The organism is Streptomyces sp. NPDC033178, assembly GCF_055577685.1.
The window spans coordinates 516,811-532,252 of sequence record NZ_JBVIPT010000002.1 but is presented as its reverse complement, the minus strand read 5'-3'; the positions used below and the strand labels follow the sequence as shown (position 1 = coordinate 532,252).

Sequence of the window (15,442 nt, the reverse complement as noted above, 5' to 3'; positions counted from 1 at the left end):
GAGCGTGTACCCCCGTGTGCCCCGAACCCCTCTCCCCGCAGGCCCCGTGCCGAGCGAGGGAGAGCCCCACGTGACCATCGCGCCAGCCGATCCGGTCTCAGCGAAAGCGCCCCAGTACCAGCAGGACAGGGCCGAGGCCGACGGACCGGGAACCGTGTTGCTGCGGACCCTGACCGACCTCACCGCCGACCTTCCCGACGCCGATCCCGGCAGGGTCGCCGCCGCCGCGCTGCGCGGCCGGTCCTCCGTGGGGGCCGACGGGATCACCGCGGAGCTGCGCGAGCTGGCCACGGAGGCGGCCGCGGGCCTCATCTCCGAGGACCCCGTGTACTCGAAGCTGGCCGCCCGTCTGCTGACGATCGGCATCGCCGAGGAGGCCGCCTCGCAGGGGGTCAGGTCCTTCTCCGAGTCCGTCGCGGTCGGCCACCGCGAGGGCCTGATCGCCGACCGCACCGCCGAGTTCGTACGGACCCACGCGGCCCGTCTGGACGCGCTGATCGACCTCGAAGGGGACGACCGCTTCGGCTACTTCGGCCTGCGCACGCTGCACAGCCGGTATCTGCTGCGGCACCCGATCACGCGGTCCGTCATCGAGACGCCCCAGCACTTCATGCTGCGCGTGGCGAGCGGTCTCGCCGAGGACACCGTGCTCGATTCAAAAGCGGGGACCCGCGCCCTCGACGAAGTGGCCGCGCTGTACCGGCTGATGAGCCGCCTCGACTACCTGCCGTCCTCCCCCACGCTCTTCAACTCCGGTACGCGGCACCCCCAGATGTCGTCCTGCTACCTCCTCGACTCCCCGCTGGACGAGCTGGACTCCATCTACGACCGGTACCACCAGGTGGCCCGCCTCTCGAAGCACGCGGGCGGCATCGGCATCGCGTACTCCCGTGTCCGCTCGCGCGGTTCCCTGATCCGCGGGACGAACGGGCACTCCAACGGCATCGTCCCGTTCCTGAAGACGCTCGACGCCTCGGTCGCCGCCGTGAACCAGGGCGGCCGGCGCAAGGGCGCGGCCGCGGTCTACCTGGAGACCTGGCACTCCGACATCGAGGAGTTCCTGGAGCTGCGCGACAACACCGGTGAGGACGCCCGCCGTACGCACAACCTGAACCTCGCGCACTGGATCCCGGACGAGTTCATGCGCCGGGTGAACGAGGACCGCGTGTGGTCGCTGTTCTCGCCGTCGGACGTGCCCGAGCTGGTCGACCTGTGGGGCGAGGAGTTCGACGCCGCCTACCGCAAGGCGGAGGACCAGGGGCTCGCCAAGAAGACCATCCCGGCCCGCGATCTGTACGGCCGCATGATGCGCACCCTCGCGCAGACCGGCAACGGCTGGATGACCTTCAAGGACGCCGCCAACCGCACGGCCAACCAGACCGCGCTGCCCGGCCACACGGTCCACTCCTCCAACCTCTGCACGGAGATCCTGGAGGTCACGGACGACGGCGAGACGGCGGTCTGCAACCTCGGTTCGGTCAACCTCGGCGCGTTCGTGATCACGGCCCCCGGGGCCACCGAGGTCATCGACTGGGAGCGGCTGGACTCGACCGTCCGTACCGCCGTCACCTTCCTCGACCGGGTCGTCGACATCAACTTCTACCCGACCGAGCAGGCGGGCCGCTCCAACGCCAGGTGGCGGCCGGTGGGCCTGGGCGCGATGGGTCTGCAGGACGTCTTCTTCAAGCTGCGGATGCCCTTCGACTCCGCCGAGGCCAAGGCGCTCTCCACCCGGATCGCCGAACGCGTCATGCTCGCCGCGTACGAGGCGTCCGTCGACCTCGCCGAGCGCAACGGCCCGCTGCCCGCCTGGGAGAAGACCCGTACGGCACAGGGGGTGCTGCACCCCGACCACTACGACGTGGAGCTCAACTGGCCGGAGCGCTGGGCCGCGCTGCGGGAGCGGATCACCTCGGTCGGCATGCGCAACTCGCTGCTGCTCGCGATCGCGCCCACCGCGACGATCGCGTCCATCGCGGGCGTCTACGAGTGCATCGAGCCTCAGGTCTCCAACCTCTTCAAGCGCGAGACCCTCTCCGGCGAGTTCCTCCAGGTCAACTCCTACCTGGTGGCGGAGCTGAAGAAGCTCGGCGTGTGGGACACCCAGACCCGGGAGGCGCTGCGCGAGTCGAACGGCTCGGTGCAGGGCTTCACATGGGTGCCGCAGGACGTGCGCGATCTGTACCGCACGGCGTGGGAGATCCCGCAGCGCGACCTGATCGACATGGCGGCGGCCCGGACCCCGTTCCTGGACCAGTCCCAGTCGCTGAACCTGTTCCTGGAGACGCCTACCATCGGCAAGCTCTCCTCGATGTACGCGTACGCCTGGAAGTCGGGGCTGAAGACGACGTACTACCTGCGCTCGCGCCCGGCGACGCGCATCGCCCGTGCCGCGGGTTCCTCGTCGGCCGCGGGCGCCCCCATTCCCGTACAGGCGACTCCCGACGAGGACGCCGTCGCCTGCTCACTTGAGAACCCCGAGTCCTGCGAGGCCTGCCAGTAATGACCACCGCTCCCGAGAACACAGAGAACGCCGAGAAGGTCCAGAAGAACCTGCTCGACCCGGGCTTCGAGCTGACTCTGCGTCCCATGCGCTACCCGGACTTCTACGAGCGCTACCGGGACGCGATCAAGAACACCTGGACCGTCGAGGAGGTCGACCTCCACTCGGACGTCACCGACCTGGCGAAGCTGTCACCGGGCGAGCAGCACATGATCGGCCGGCTGGTCGCGTTCTTCGCGACGGGCGACTCGATCGTGTCGAACAACCTGGTGCTGACGCTCTACAAGCACATCAACTCCCCCGAGGCGCGGCTGTATCTGAGCCGTCAGCTCTTCGAGGAGGCGGTGCACGTCCAGTTCTACTTGACGCTGCTCGACACCTACCTGCCCGACCCGGCGGACAGGGCGGCGGCCTTCGACGCCGTCGAGAGCATCCCGTCCATCCGCGAGAAGGCCGAGTTCTGCTTCAGGTGGATGGACTCGGTGGAGAAGCTGGACCGGCTGGAGACCAAGGCCGACCGCCGCCGCTTCCTGCTCAACCTCATCTGCTTCGCCGCGTGCATCGAGGGGCTGTTCTTCTACGGTGCCTTCGCGTACGTCTACTGGTTCCGCAGCCGGGGTCTGCTGCACGGTCTGGCGACGGGCACCAACTGGGTGTTCCGCGACGAGACGATGCACATGAGCTTCGCCTTCGAGGTCGTGGACACCGTCCGCAAGGAGGAGCCGGAGCTCTTCGACGACCGGCTCCGGGAGCAGGTCACCGACATGCTCCGGGAGGCCGTCGAGGCCGAACTGCAGTTCGCGCGCGACCTGTGCGGTGACGGCCTCCCGGGGATGAACACCGACTCGATGAGGCAGTACCTGGAGTGTGTCGCCGACCAGCGCCTGACGCGCCTCGGCTTCGCTCCGGTGTACGGCTCCGAGAACCCCTTCTCCTTCATGGAGCTGCAGGGCGTTCAGGAGCTGACCAACTTCTTCGAGCGCCGGCCTTCGGCGTACCAGGTGGCCGTGGAGGGTTCGGTCGGCTTCGACGAGGACTTCTGATCCTTGCGGTGTCCCTGCTCGGCCTCCCTGAGCTGACGGTCGATGCGCCGGTCGCGCACGATGCCGATCACCGAGGGGAGGACGAGCAGGACCAGGATTCCGAGGACGAAGAGCATTGAGATCAGGCCTTCCAGCTGTGTCGTTTCCATGGACACCACTGTCGCGCCGATTGCTCCTTACCGTGAGTGGCAGTACTGCCGCACACCCTCGATTTCCTGCCAGATCGGGTGCACACTGGGAAACATGCTCAACAACGTGGCTGTCGTCCTGCTCGACGGTGTGCATCCTTTTGAACTCGGTGTGGTCTGCGAGGTGTTCGGCCTCGACCGCAGCGACGAGGGGCTGCCGGTGTACGACTTCGCGGTGGTCTCCGCGGAGACTCCGGGCGCGAGCCTCAGCACCCACGTCCCCGGGTTCACGGTCGCCACTCCGTACGGGCTCGACCGGCTGGAAGAGGCCGACCTGGTCGTCGTACCCGCCGGGAGCACCTACGCCGTGCGCGAGTATCCGCCCGAGATGCTCGACGCACTGCGCCGGGCCGTGGACCGCGGGGCCCGGGTCCTGAGCGTCTGCTCCGGGGTCTTCGTGCTGGGCGCCGCCGGGCTCCTGGACGGGCGGCGCTGCGCCGTGCACTGGCAGCACGTGGACACGCTGGCCCGGCAGTACCCGCGGGCGAGGGTCGAGCCGGACGTGCTGTACGTGGACGACGACCCGGTGGTCACCTCCGCGGGCACCGCGGCCGGCATCGACGCCTGTCTGCACATCGTCCGCAAGGAGCAGGGCCCCGAGATCGCCAACGCCATCGCCCGCCGCATGGTGGTACCCCCGCACCGGGACGGCGGCCAGGCCCAGTACATCGAGCGGCCGCTGCCGCGCTCGCAGTGCGACACGGTCGGCGAGGTGCTCGCCTGGATGGAGCGCCACCTCGACGAGGAGGTGACCGTCGAACAGCTCGCCGCTCGCGCGCTCATGTCCCCGCGCACGTTCGCCCGCCGCTTCCAGCAGGAGACGGGCACGACCCCGTACCGCTGGCTGCTGCGTCAACGGGTGCTGCTGGCACAGGAGTTGCTGGAGGCCACGGACGAGACCATGGACTTCATCGCGGACCGCACGGGGTTCGGGACCGCTGCCGCGCTGCGCCACCAGTTCGTCCGCCTGCTCGGGACGACCCCGAACGCGTACCGGCGCACGTTCAGAGGCTCCGAGGCCGCCTGAACGTGCGCCGCGCACTCAGCGGGCCACCGCCCTCAGCAGCAGCCGGTGCGGCCGCAGCGTGATGCCGACCCGGGTCGTGTCGTTGGAGTCGGACACCTGCTCCAGGCGCCAGCGCGAGGCCACCGCCGCCGTGATGAGGCTGAGCTGGGCCATCGAGAAGTGGTCGCTCGGGCACTTCCGGTTGCCCACGCTGAACGGACTCATCGCGTACTTCGGCACGTCCTTGGCGCGCTCGGGAAGCCAGCGGTCGGGGTCGAACTCCAGGTTGCCGTCGTACGACCGCGGATCGCGCTGGATCGCGTACGGGCTGTAGACGATGTCCGCCCCGGCCGGAATGCGATACCCGCCCAGTTCGGTTTCGGTCACGGCCCGGCGCGTCAATATCCATACGGCGGGACGCAGCCGCATGGCCTCGACGACGACATTGTTCGTGTGGGACAGCTTCCGTACGTCCGCGAATGCGACCGGACGGTCCCCCGCGACGGATTCGACCTCTTCGCGTACGCGGTCCGCGTGTTCCGGATGTTCGGTGAGGACTTGCAGCAGCCACATGATCGTGGAGGCGACGGTTTCACTGCCGGGGGTGAGTATCGCGACGACCTGATCGTGGATCTCCTGTTCGCCGATCGGGTCGCCATTCTCGTCCTTCGCTTCCAGCAATGCCGTCAGCAAATCGTCCGGCTTTTGACCGGATGCCCGGCGTTCGGCGACGATCTCGTCGACCAGGAGGTGCAAATCGGCCAATGCACGGTCGAATTTGCGATTGGCCGGAAGCGGCAGCCGATAGAGCGGCCCCGCCGGGATCACCATCCGCCGGTACATGCCGCGGAACACCGTGGCGAGCGCGATGCTCAGCCGCTCGGCGCGCTCGTCCATGAAGTCGCCGCGCAGCAGACAGCGGGCGGCGATACGGACGGCGACCCGGAACGACTCCGAGGTGCAGTCGACCGTCTCGCCGGACCCCATGCGGTCGGCGAGGGCGTGTGCCTCCTCCTCCATGATCGGCCCGTACTCGGGGATGATGTCGAGCCGGAACGCGGGCTGGATGGTCCGCCGCTGGCGTCGGTGCCGCGGTCCGTTGGCGGTCGCCACTCCCTCCTTGCCGAGCAGGCCTTCGAGGGATTCCCACAGAGGACCGTCGATCTTGAAGTCGGGGTTCAGTGCCAGCTCCCCGGTGAGGGCCGGCGTGGTGACCGCGTACACCGTCTTCGGGCCGAGCCTCAGCCGGACGACGTCGCCCTGGTCGCGCAGCCGGGCCAGGAAGCCCAGCGGGTCACGGACCAGTTTCAGGCCGTGACCGAGGCCGGGGACACCGCCCCCGGCGAGGGGCGGGGTGGACAGTTCTGCCGCCTGAGGTGCAGCGGGCCGCACGGACTCGACGGTCATTTCTCACCTGCCGCTTCGTTGTTGACGTACGGGGGTGTGGAGCGGTCGTCCCAGTTGTCGACCATGTACCGGCCGGACTCGTGGTGGAACCAGTACACGGAACTGAACCAGTTCCGCATATTGAACAGACACGCGCGCACGGCGTCCGCCAATTCGGCGCCCCGCGCGGAGCCGCTGTCGATCCGGTCGGCGTACCGCAATACCTCCTTCTCGACGTCGAGGAATTCGCTGATGCATTCCTCGACCCGACGCCTCACTTCCTTCACCGCTTCTTCGAGTCGCATTCCCTCGTGGTGAATGAGACTGATCCCGAGATTGTGCACCTCGTCGCCCGCTATTTCTTTCGGGAGCGAACACAGATCGTTGTACCAGGCGGCGAAATCCTGGCACAGCAACGAAGCCCGCCGATATGCGGGGTTCTGCCGCACGGCGGCGGGAAGTTCGTACTCGGCGCTCGGCTCCAGCAGGTCGATCCAGATCCAGTGCGCGAAAGTCATCCGCCGTAGTTCGAGATATTCGTCGACGGTCGGGACAATGCCTTCCGTTCGGTTGCGGAATTCCTGGTCGTACGCCTCGATGACGGCGTGGAAGTCGTCGGCGAACCGGATGTTCCACCCCTCGCCCAGGAACGAGTACAGCCGCACCATGCTGTCCGCGAACCCCGCGACCAGGGGATCCTGGTGGTGCAGGTGGTCCCACGGGGAGTCGAGAGCCGTGTGCAGCCGGCGCCGGAGCCTGCGCCAGGCCTCCGGCCGGCCGTGTATGACGTCGCGGTCGTGACGGTCGTCCCAGACGAAGAACCACGCGCTGTAGTCCGCTATCGCCTGGAGGACCTGGTCGGGCGCGCCAATGTAGTAGCCCGCCATGAGGTCCGTGTAGCAAAGCCCGTCGGCATATGCCTCGACCTTGTCCGGGGACATGAGGCGTTTTTCCAGGAGCCAGGCCCTGGTCTTCTCCTGAAGCCGGGGCCAATACGGATGGAGTTGACGGGGAAACTCCCTCTCGATCACCGGGAGAGAGAGCGCCGGTGGAACCGAGATCGCGGTGTGCGTCGTTGTGGTGCTCTGTGGGAAAGCAGGCACGAACAAACCCCTCTCAGCCGCCTGTTGGCGACACGCCCCTCCCGCTGTGCCGGGCGTGCGCCGTTGCGTATCCCCGCACTTCCCATTCAGCACCACAACTGACCGTTCTGGGAACGGATTTGCTTCACTCACTACCCCACCGTGCCGAGAATCTCCCCTCCCGTGACTCAATATGGATCATTGCGTGCGCACAAGGGATCGAACGTGCGACGCACAGACGAACGACGCCTGGTCGGAGGGTGCTCCGACCAGGCGTCGTGGGTACGGGACGCTCACGCCCCAACTGTCATTCTCGGACTCAGAGGTTGTCCGAATCAGTCGTTCGCGACGACGGGGTAGCGCGGCTCGTTCTCGGCCATCTGCCGCAGCGCGTCCTTGCGCTCGCGCTTGGAGAGCCGGTCGATGTACAGGTACCCGTACAGGTGGTCCGTCTCGTGCTGGAGACAGCGCGCGAAGTAGCCGGTGCCGCGCACCTTGATCGGGTTGCCCTTCTCGTCCTGCCCGGTGACCTCGGCGTAGTCGGGCCGGGCCAGCGGCGCGTACGCCGTCGGCACCGACAGGCAGCCCTCGTTGCTCTCGTCCAGCTGGCGCCGCTCGGCGGGCAGCTCGACGAGCACGGGGTTGCAGACCACGCCCACGTGCCGCTTGCCCTCGTCGTCCGGGCAGTCGTAGACGAAGACCTTCAGGTCGACGCCGACCTGGTTGGCGGCCAGGCCCACACCCTCGGCGGTGTGCTGGCTGGCGAACATGTCGTCGACCAGCTTGGCGAGGTCGTCGCCGAACTCCGTGACGTCCTTGCACTCCTTGTGCAGTACGGGGTTCCCGACGACCGTGATGGGCCGCGAGCTGCCGCGCCCGCGATAGGCCGCCTCACGCTCCCCCGCGTCGTCCTCGCTGTCGATGACGAAGCCCTCGTCGTCCACGGGGAGCACGCCCACGTGCTGCTGATCGGTGTCCTGCTGCGCCATGACCGACGTAAGCCTTCCTCGGAAAACTGGGTTGTGATGCTGAACAGGGTACGGGGGCACGCCCCGGGCACGGGGCGCCCCTTCAGGGGCGCGGGGAACTGCGCGACAAGCCACAGCGCAGCCGCAACCGACAACGGTCCGTGCAACCCCTAACAAACCTCTTCCAGATCCCGCCAGTCCCGGGAGTCAGGACTGTCGGCAACCCACCCGTCCAGCAACCCCCTCACCAACGAGGCGGGGGCGGCAAGCCCGCACTCCCGCTCGGGCACCCACAGCTGGCCGTCGGTCCGGTGCCCGAGGGGCCCCGGATGTCCCGGCTCACTGTGATCGTGCGGATCGAGATGCTCCCCGTCCCCCTCGTCGGACGGCATCCGGGACTCGGAACACATCCGACAGAGCAGCCGAACCGACGACGACCAGTCCTCCGCGGCGAACCCGGCGTCGGCCGCCAGCCGCTCCAGGGCGTTCCGGTCGTCCTCGGTCTCCGCCTCAAGGAGGACCACCCAGGTCGGCACGGGAGAGGGTGCCCACAGCTCGATCTCGTCGAACACGGGATAGGAGTGCCCCGCGGCGGTCGTCCGCTCACCGTGCGGAACCCCGTCGTGCAGCACGACCTCGCCCCAGCGCCGCCCGGAGGACGGCAGCGGAATGGAGAGGACCTCGATCCGGGCGGGGTCGAGGCGCCGCCCCCACACGACCTCGGCCTCACCCTCGGGCGACAGCCGTACGGCCGCGCTGCCGAGGTCCATGCCCACCGGTTCGCCCGAGGCGGTGGCGCCGCCCGGCACCCGCAGTCCGTAGGCCTGCCAGGCCCGCCGCGCGAGCGGCCAGTCCTGGAGGGCGGTGGCCGCGATGCCGACGTTCCACCAATCAGGGGCCCCGGTCTCCCGGTCGAGCAGTGCCACGGCCCTCAGTCCGGCCGCCCGCGCCTGCTCCCAGTCGTGCCGGAACTTGTGCAGGAGCGCGAGGTTGAACCAGGACTCGGACAGCCAGGGCTCCAGGTCCGCGGCGCGCGTCAGCAGCGCCCCCGCGTCCTCGTACCGGCCATCGCCGATCAGCGTGAACGCACGGTCGGTGGCCTGCCGCCATGAGGCGGAGGGCCGGTGCCGTCCCTTGCCGAAGATCCTCACGATTCCCGCCTGCCAGTTCGTTGAAGAGCGTGCAGCCTCGGGCTGGACTGTGCCCCCTGATGTCCTCTTCCTCGCATCCAACCACGGACGGTCGGACGGGCGCTCATTACCCATGGGTTACCCAGCCAGGGGCAGCATAAGACTGCCCCTCGCCAGCACCCTGGCCAGCGACTCCACCACCTCGGGCTGATAGTCCCGGGCGGTGCCGAGCCTCAGCTCCTCCAACGCCCTGAGGGGCCCACCGGGACCTGCTTCCCTGGCTTTCTCCTCGTACGCGTTGACCGCCCGTACGATTCTGGCGCTGACCGGCTGTTCGCGGTACGGGTCCGCCTGGCGCTCCACCACCACGGCGACCTCCGCGTCCACCCCGGTCTGGCGCACCACGGCGCCGCCGAGCAGGGCGATGCGCCGCTGGTCGTCGGGGGCGAGGGAGGCCGTGGCCCCCGCGGGAACGGGATCGACGAGCGACAGCTGACCGATGTCGTGCATCAGGGCCGCGTACTCCAGAACGGTCAGTTCGGGCTCGGAAAGCCCCAGCTCACGGCCGACGGCCCGGCTGAGCGCGGCCACGCGTCTGGCATGGCCCGGCGGGGTGCAGCCGGCGATCTCGGTGGCCCGGGCGAGGGAGGCGATGGTCTGGCGGTAGGTGGTCCGTACGGCCGCGTACCGCCGGAAGGACAGCTGGGTGAGCAGCAGCGGCAGGGAGAACACGGGCAGCGCCCACAGGCCGGCGACGGCGACCGCGAGCGCCATCACGGCGCCGGTCGCGCAGACCGCCGACCCGATGCCGAGCGTGCCCCGCAGTTCGTCCCGCAGCAGCGGCCCGAACGGCCAGCGGGTCCGCGCGTGCGCCATGGCGGCGGCCAGTACGGCGTCCCACAGCGCGGAGAGCACGAGAAGCGCGACGACGAGGGCCGCGTACGTGGGTCCGTCCTCGGCCCACTCCCTCAACCTGCCCTGGTTGTAGAGGGGTTGGAAGCACACGGCGGCGAAGGCGACGGTCAGCACGCGCCGCGTGAGGTGGTCGGCGGTGGGCCCGTGCCCCTTGGCCACATGGGGCACGCACCCCACCAACGAGGCCGCCACGACGACGGCGACGGTCTGCAGGACCCCGTGGTGGGTGCTCTGCCCGCCGTTCTCCCCGAGCAGCGCGTACGCGAGCGCTCCGGCCGCCCCGAGCGGCGCCGACTCCCGCTGCTCCGCCCCGCCCCACCGGCCCAGCTCCCCAACGGCGATCAGCACGCCGAACGCGAGAGCGACCCCGCGTTCGTCGAGGCCGTGCCAGAGGGTGGCGACGAGGGCGACGACCGCGAGGAGGGCAGCGGCGACGCGGGCGAGGGTGAGCACGGACAGGGGGCGCGACCGGTTCACGGGGACCTCCGACGGGCCGTGCGGGCGGTGACTCGGCGGGCGGAGTGGGGGGTGGGCGCTCGGTGGCGTACGGAGACACGGCAGGCGGAGCACGAAGAGGGGGTTCGGCCGGGCGGGCGGGGGTGGGAGTCGGTGGCTCGTGAGGGCGGCGCGGTGCCGGAGACGCTCATGGCGTGGTCTCGCCTACGCCTTTGCGTTGACCTGGTGGCGTGCTGGAAACGGGCGGAGCGGGTGGGTAGGAATCGCCGCGCAGCGGCGTCTCGTCCGCCGTGACCACGGGATGCCACCCCCTGCGGGCAAGCCCCCGCACAAGCGCCTCCACCATCCGCGGATCGAACTGCGCCCCCGCACACCGCTCCAACTCCTCCAGCGCGGCCGCAACAGGCCGCGCCCTCCGGTACGACCGGGTCGACGTCATCGCGTCGAAGGCGTCCGCGACCGCCACCACCCGCGCGAACTCCGGGATCTGGCCCCCCTTGAGCCCGTACGGATACCCGCTCCCGTCCAGCCGCTCGTGGTGATGCAGGATCGCCGACCTGGCCTCCCCCAGGAAACCGATCCCGCGCACCATCTCGTGCCCGTACTCGGGATGCAGTTCGATCACCCGCCGCTCCTCCGGCGTGAGCGGCCCGTCCTTGCGCAACAGCCGTGTGGGGACCCCGAGTTTGCCCACGTCGTGGAGGATCCCGGCGAACCTGAGGACCTCGGCCCGCTCGTCGTCCATGCCGAGTTCGCGCGCGATCACCATCGACGCCTGCCCCACCCGCTCGCTGTGCCCGCGCGTGTACCCGTCCTTGATGTCGACGGCCTGCACGAGCGCCCGGATGGTCGCCTGGTGGGCGGCCCGTTCCCGGTGGTACTGCGCGAACACCCACCACGACACGTACATCGGCAACAGCACGAGGAGCGCGGCGACCGGCCCGTACGGACTGCGCCAGAACACCGCCATCATCAGCCCGGCGAGCCCGTGCACGGCGACGGGCGCGAGCGAGCGGAGGAAGAGACCACGCCAGGCGGCCCGTGCGGGCACCCGCTCGGCGAGCACCAGGATTCCGCCGTCGAGCACGGTCAGCACCAGGCAGAACGCCACGACGGCCGCACCGGCGGTCACGAGGACGTACGGGAAGTCGGACGAGAGGACCGCGTCCCGCCCGCCCAGCGCCCGGTGCACCCACGAGGCGGCCCACGCCGCGAGCGCGAGCTGCCCGGCCCGCCACACCTGTCGCAGCCACCGCGGCCGCTGCTCGACCCGGGTCAGCAGCGCCCCCGGCAGAGCCACGAGCGCCGCGGCAGGAGGCGGCAGCAGAAAGGCCGCGGCGAGGAGCACGGGCGTGTGCCATCTGGGGGAACCGCCCGGTTCCCCGGCGACCCCCGCGCCCTCGGGTGTGCGGCCCGCCGCGAACCGGCTTCCGGCGAGCAGTTCGCACCCCGCGCAGAGCACCGCGAAGAGCAGCACCGCACCCCACGGGGCGTGCGTGGCCGGCAGCGGGAGGGCGCAGCACGCCGCTCCGAGCGCGGTGCAGACGACGTAGACACGCGCCCACGGCGAAACCGGCCGCATGGCGCTCCCTTCCCTGTGGCCCGGCACCTGTCGGCCGACCGGGCGGGGCGGCTCCGGCACAAGCCCCGTACAGGCCTTGGGACATGGACGATAGGACGGCCGGGCACGGCTCGGGGGAGGCATGGAACGATTCGTCGGGCCCAGAAGGCAGATTCGCCCGTTCGAGTGAGCCGCGTACGCGCGGGGTGCTGCGCCGTCCTTGCGTGTTCCTTGCGCGTGCCTTTGCGCCGTCAGAGCACCGTCAGATCGCCGTCAGAGCACCGTCAGAGCCTCGTCAGAGCCTCGTCGAAGCCGTCAGTGCGCCACATCGGCCGCGAGCGCCCGGCTCAGCTCCTCCACCGTCGCCGGTGACTCGCGCTGAAACGCGGGGATGTCGAGGCCGTCGTCCCCCATGACGGTCAGCAGTGCCCGGTCGCCGACCGCCATCACGATGACGTGTCCTGAGCCGCACCTCGCCACCACCTCGCGGAGCGCGCCGACGCCCGCCTGGTCCGCCATCCGCCGCCCGACTCCGAGCGTCGCGGCGGCCAGCGCTGCGACGGACTCGGGGTGGACGGAGTCCGAGTCGTGGACGACGAGGAGGCCGTCCGCCGTGGACAGAACGCTCTGGGAGATCCCCATCACCCGGTCCCGCAGAGCGGTCAGGATCTCGGTCAGGGGACTGGGCGGCGGCTGTTCACTCATGACGAGCTCCTTGCTAAAGGCATATGCAATCCTGGTACGGTCCAACTGGCGTGTTCCGAGGGTCAGTCGGATTCCGGCAGTCCCGTCAGGCCCCGGCGGACCCGGCGCAGCATGTCGATGGAGGGCTGGTCGGCGGCCAGGTCCTCGGGCGAGAGCATGGGGAGAACGAACGGCTGCGCCCCCGGAGATTCACCGGCGGTGTCCCCGTCGGCCCCGGACGACGAGCCCGCGCCCCGCACGGGCAGCGGCGGTCTCCCGACCGGTGGTACCGGTCGCGACGTCGGTGCCTGTTGTACCGGCTGTGTCTGTTGCACCGGCGGGACCTGTTGCACCTGCGGCGCCTGTGGGAGCTGCGGTGCCTGTGGAACCTGCGACTGAGTGCCGGATTCGGTGGAGCGTCCGGGCCGCGCCTGTGGGGCGTCCGCGTCCGGTCCTCGGGTCCGCCGTTTCGCGGCCCGCCTCGCTTCGGCCTCCGTGCTCCGTCGGCGCATCGCTGCCCGACGTCTGCGTGAACTCACTACCCCCCCGTCCCCCCGTCGTTCCCTGCGGCAAAAGCATTGCTTCCCCCCGCGGGCCGTTGGCCCGCCGGACCCTCCCGTGCCGGGCCTTCGCCCACCCTCGACGCACCGCCGGGCCTGCGCCTCGGCAGTGGTTCGGCCTTCGACTGCGACCCGAAACCGGACCCTGACCCCGACCCTGACCCCGACCCGGCGCCGGACCTCGACGGCTGCGGTGTCGCGGAGCGCCGTTCGGGCAGTACGCGCGGCGCGGTGCTCGGCCGGCCGCCGGGTTCCCTGCCCGCCTCCCACCGGACGAGTTCCAGAGCTTCCAGGCGGGTCAGGTCGAGCATGACCGCGTACAGCCCGCGGCCGAGCGTGAAGGCGATGTCCCGGGCCGTGCGACGCCCGTTGACGGTGTTCAGCACGGACTGATGGCGCTGCGGCAGCCGGCGGCCCGGCCCGGGGCCCGGAGCCGGTGTGGGCCGCACACGCGCGAGTTCTCCCGGCGCCCCCCACGGGCCGGAGAGCTGCGCCATACGCCGGGTGGTCTCCTCGGTCAGCCGCCGCGGTTCCACACCGGGCACCGCGAGGAGGGTGGGCTCCGGGTCGCCCAGCGTCCAACTGCCGGGCGGACCCAGCGCCATGGCGAAGGCCGCGTCGAACACGGCCGCGGTGCACACGACCTCCAGTTCGGCGGCGCCGATCAGGCCCGCGGCCACCAACTGCCCGCCCAGCCGGTCCACGTCACGCTCCGCCGCACACGCGGCCAGCCAGGCCTCGTCGTCGATGCGGCCCGGTGTGAGCAGGACCGACGTGGCGGTCGGCGCGCCCGGTGTCTCGACCGCGCCGATCAGACCGTCCCTCAGATGAATCGTTCCGCCCGGGGAACCGGAGACCCGCACCGTGCCGGTGAAGCCCTCCTCGTGCAGCCCCTGCAGAAGCGCGGGCAGATTGCGCGCCGGGGCTCCCGTCATGCGAGCACCTCGGCGACCCGGTCGCCCAGACTCCGCGTGGCGAGCGCCAGGTTGGCCCGCTCCCGGTCCATGCCCGCCGCCAGCAGCAGGGGGTCGCCGGCCGGCCGTGTCACCGCGAGCAGCACCTGATGGCGCCGCGCGCTGGTGGTGATCACGCTCTCCAACTCCCCCTCGGCGCCCGCCTGTCCGAGCCGTTCGACGATGAGTGCGGCGAGTTCGGCGCACTCCGGGCCGCCCGCGGCCTCCTCGGAGTCCCCGGCCACCCCGTAGGTGAGGCCTGTGACCGCGTCGACCAGGGCGACACCCGTGACTCCGGGGGAGTCGAGGAGCCGGGCCAGGGAGGCTTCGACGGCCGTTGTCATTTCCCCGTTTCCCCCTTCACGTCCGAACGTCGCACAGTACTTTGAACATCAACTAACGCAACAGGTAACAAATTTGATGTTTTGTGACGCACAAGCCACTTGTGTTCGATCGTAGTTGTACGAGCAACGACCGTCAGCGTCACTGAGGAATTGGGGCAACGTGAACATCGAGACCGCGCTCAAGGAAGCCATGACCGTGGACGGGGCCATCGGCATCGCCCTCGTCGACTACGAAAGCGGAATGTCGCTCGGCACGCTCGGCGGAGGCCCGTCGCTCGACCTGGAACTGGCCGCCGCGGGCAACACCGAGGTGGTGCGCGCGAAGATGCGCACGCTGGCGTCGCTCGCGATGGACGACACCATTGAGGACATCCTGATCACGCTGGGCAAGCAGTACCACCTGATCCGCCCGCTCGGCAGCAGCAGCGGCTCGCTCTTCCTCTACCTCGCGCTCGACCGCTCCCGCAGCAACCTGGCACTGGCCCGGCACAGCCTGAAGCGGATCGAGAACGGCCTGGAAGTCTGAAAACGGCCCGGACGTCGGACGCCGCTGCCCGGGGGAGGGAGGGGGAACACAATGCGGCGGCGGGGGGGGGGGGGGAAGGGGAGAGTGGTCGAGAAAGGCAAGAGGAGGAAAAGAACGCCAAAGAGGAGAAAAAAGGG

At 70.0% G+C, this 15,442-nt stretch carries 14 protein-coding genes; 4 read left to right on the top strand and 10 right to left on the bottom strand.

Features of this window, described 5'->3' with window-relative positions; all coding sequences use genetic code 11:
* The first annotated feature begins 70 nt into the window (after positions 1 to 70).
* Positions 71 to 2,503, top strand: coding sequence for a ribonucleoside-diphosphate reductase subunit alpha (locus ACZ5VQ_RS06265; protein ID WP_469103894.1), 2,433 nt, complete (start codon positions 71 to 73; stop codon positions 2,501 to 2,503).
* Positions 2,503 to 3,546, top strand: a complete 1,044-nt coding sequence (locus tag ACZ5VQ_RS06260) for a ribonucleotide-diphosphate reductase subunit beta (protein WP_469103893.1) — start codon at positions 2,503 to 2,505, stop codon at positions 3,544 to 3,546. The genes ACZ5VQ_RS06265 and ACZ5VQ_RS06260 overlap by 1 nt, the downstream gene beginning before the upstream one ends.
* Here ACZ5VQ_RS06260 and ACZ5VQ_RS06255 read toward each other — a convergent pair.
* Positions 3,459 to 3,695, bottom strand: coding sequence for a hypothetical protein (locus ACZ5VQ_RS06255; RefSeq protein ID WP_189837538.1), 237 nt, complete (start codon positions 3,693 to 3,695; stop codon positions 3,459 to 3,461). The genes ACZ5VQ_RS06260 and ACZ5VQ_RS06255 overlap by 88 nt on opposite strands.
* A 94-nt stretch (positions 3,696 to 3,789) precedes the next feature.
* Between ACZ5VQ_RS06255 and ACZ5VQ_RS06250 the strand changes: the two genes are divergently transcribed.
* Complete coding sequence (locus ACZ5VQ_RS06250) at positions 3,790 to 4,761, top strand: helix-turn-helix domain-containing protein (protein ID WP_469103892.1); 972 nt, start codon at positions 3,790 to 3,792, stop codon at positions 4,759 to 4,761.
* 15 nt (positions 4,762 to 4,776) lie between these two features.
* Here ACZ5VQ_RS06250 and ACZ5VQ_RS06245 read toward each other — a convergent pair whose 3' ends face one another.
* The 9 genes from ACZ5VQ_RS06245 to ACZ5VQ_RS06205 form a co-directional block, all read right to left on the bottom strand.
* Positions 4,777 to 6,147 carry a bifunctional albaflavenone monooxygenase/terpene synthase gene (locus ACZ5VQ_RS06245; RefSeq protein WP_469103891.1) on the bottom strand — a complete coding sequence of 457 codons (1,371 nt, stop codon included), beginning with the start codon at positions 6,145 to 6,147 and terminating at the stop codon, positions 4,777 to 4,779.
* Positions 6,144 to 7,229: an epi-isozizaene synthase gene (cyc1, locus tag ACZ5VQ_RS06240; protein ID WP_469103890.1), complete on the bottom strand. Its 1,086-nt coding sequence runs from the start codon at positions 7,227 to 7,229 to the stop codon at positions 6,144 to 6,146. The genes ACZ5VQ_RS06245 and cyc1 overlap by 4 nt, the downstream gene beginning before the upstream one ends.
* Before the next feature lie 314 nt (positions 7,230 to 7,543).
* Positions 7,544 to 8,197, bottom strand: a complete 654-nt coding sequence (def, locus tag ACZ5VQ_RS06235) for a peptide deformylase (RefSeq protein ID WP_055617767.1) — start codon at positions 8,195 to 8,197, stop codon at positions 7,544 to 7,546.
* A gap of 149 nt (positions 8,198 to 8,346) precedes the next feature.
* Positions 8,347 to 9,327, bottom strand: coding sequence for a tetratricopeptide repeat protein (locus tag ACZ5VQ_RS06230; RefSeq protein WP_055617768.1), 981 nt, complete (start codon positions 9,325 to 9,327; stop codon positions 8,347 to 8,349).
* Between the two features lie 117 nt (positions 9,328 to 9,444).
* Positions 9,445 to 10,698, bottom strand: a complete 1,254-nt coding sequence (locus ACZ5VQ_RS06225; RefSeq protein ID WP_469103889.1) for an HD-GYP domain-containing protein — start codon at positions 10,696 to 10,698, stop codon at positions 9,445 to 9,447.
* Between the two features lie 166 nt (positions 10,699 to 10,864).
* A complete protein-coding gene (locus ACZ5VQ_RS06220; RefSeq protein WP_469103888.1) occupies positions 10,865 to 12,259 on the bottom strand; it encodes an HD-GYP domain-containing protein in 1,395 nt (464 codons plus the stop codon).
* 294 nt (positions 12,260 to 12,553) lie between these two features.
* The gene (locus tag ACZ5VQ_RS06215) at positions 12,554 to 12,943 is read right to left on the bottom strand and encodes a roadblock/LC7 domain-containing protein (RefSeq protein ID WP_362087374.1); all 390 of its coding nucleotides are present in this window, start codon (positions 12,941 to 12,943) and stop codon (positions 12,554 to 12,556) included.
* Positions 12,944 to 13,460: 517 nt separating this feature from the next.
* Positions 13,461 to 14,417: a DUF4388 domain-containing protein gene (locus ACZ5VQ_RS06210; protein WP_469103887.1), complete on the bottom strand. Its 957-nt coding sequence runs from the start codon at positions 14,415 to 14,417 to the stop codon at positions 13,461 to 13,463.
* Positions 14,414 to 14,779, bottom strand: coding sequence for a hypothetical protein (locus ACZ5VQ_RS06205; RefSeq protein WP_362087368.1), 366 nt, complete (start codon positions 14,777 to 14,779; stop codon positions 14,414 to 14,416). Before ACZ5VQ_RS06205 ends, ACZ5VQ_RS06210 begins: the two co-directional genes overlap by 4 nt.
* Positions 14,780 to 14,939: 160 nt before the next feature.
* On the opposite strand from ACZ5VQ_RS06205, the gene ACZ5VQ_RS06200 reads away from it, so the two are divergent.
* Positions 14,940 to 15,305: a hypothetical protein gene (locus ACZ5VQ_RS06200; RefSeq protein ID WP_362087365.1), complete on the top strand. Its 366-nt coding sequence runs from the start codon at positions 14,940 to 14,942 to the stop codon at positions 15,303 to 15,305.
* Positions 15,306 to 15,442: the final 137 nt, after the last annotated feature.

Bases quoted from the DNA above. Each gene is read 5' to 3' on its own strand.
- ACZ5VQ_RS06260 (WP_469103893.1), top strand. From the start codon at position 2,503: ATGACCACCGCTCCCGAGAACACAGAGAACGCCGAGAAGGTCCAGAAG.
- ACZ5VQ_RS06255 (WP_189837538.1), bottom strand. From the start codon at position 3,695: ATGGAAACGACACAGCTGGAAGGCCTGATCTCAATGCTCTTCGTCCTC.
- ACZ5VQ_RS06250 (WP_469103892.1), top strand. From the start codon at position 3,790: ATGCTCAACAACGTGGCTGTCGTCCTGCTCGACGGTGTGCATCCTTTT.
- ACZ5VQ_RS06245 (WP_469103891.1), bottom strand. From the start codon at position 6,147: ATGACCGTCGAGTCCGTGCGGCCCGCTGCACCTCAGGCGGCAGAACTG.
- def (WP_055617767.1), bottom strand. From the start codon at position 8,197: ATGGCGCAGCAGGACACCGATCAGCAGCACGTGGGCGTGCTCCCCGTG.
- ACZ5VQ_RS06220 (WP_469103888.1), bottom strand. From the start codon at position 12,259: ATGCGGCCGGTTTCGCCGTGGGCGCGTGTCTACGTCGTCTGCACCGCG.
- ACZ5VQ_RS06215 (WP_362087374.1), bottom strand. From the start codon at position 12,943: ATGAGTGAACAGCCGCCGCCCAGTCCCCTGACCGAGATCCTGACCGCT.
- ACZ5VQ_RS06210 (WP_469103887.1), bottom strand. From the start codon at position 14,417: ATGACGGGAGCCCCGGCGCGCAATCTGCCCGCGCTTCTGCAGGGGCTG.
- ACZ5VQ_RS06205 (WP_362087368.1), bottom strand. From the start codon at position 14,779: ATGACAACGGCCGTCGAAGCCTCCCTGGCCCGGCTCCTCGACTCCCCC.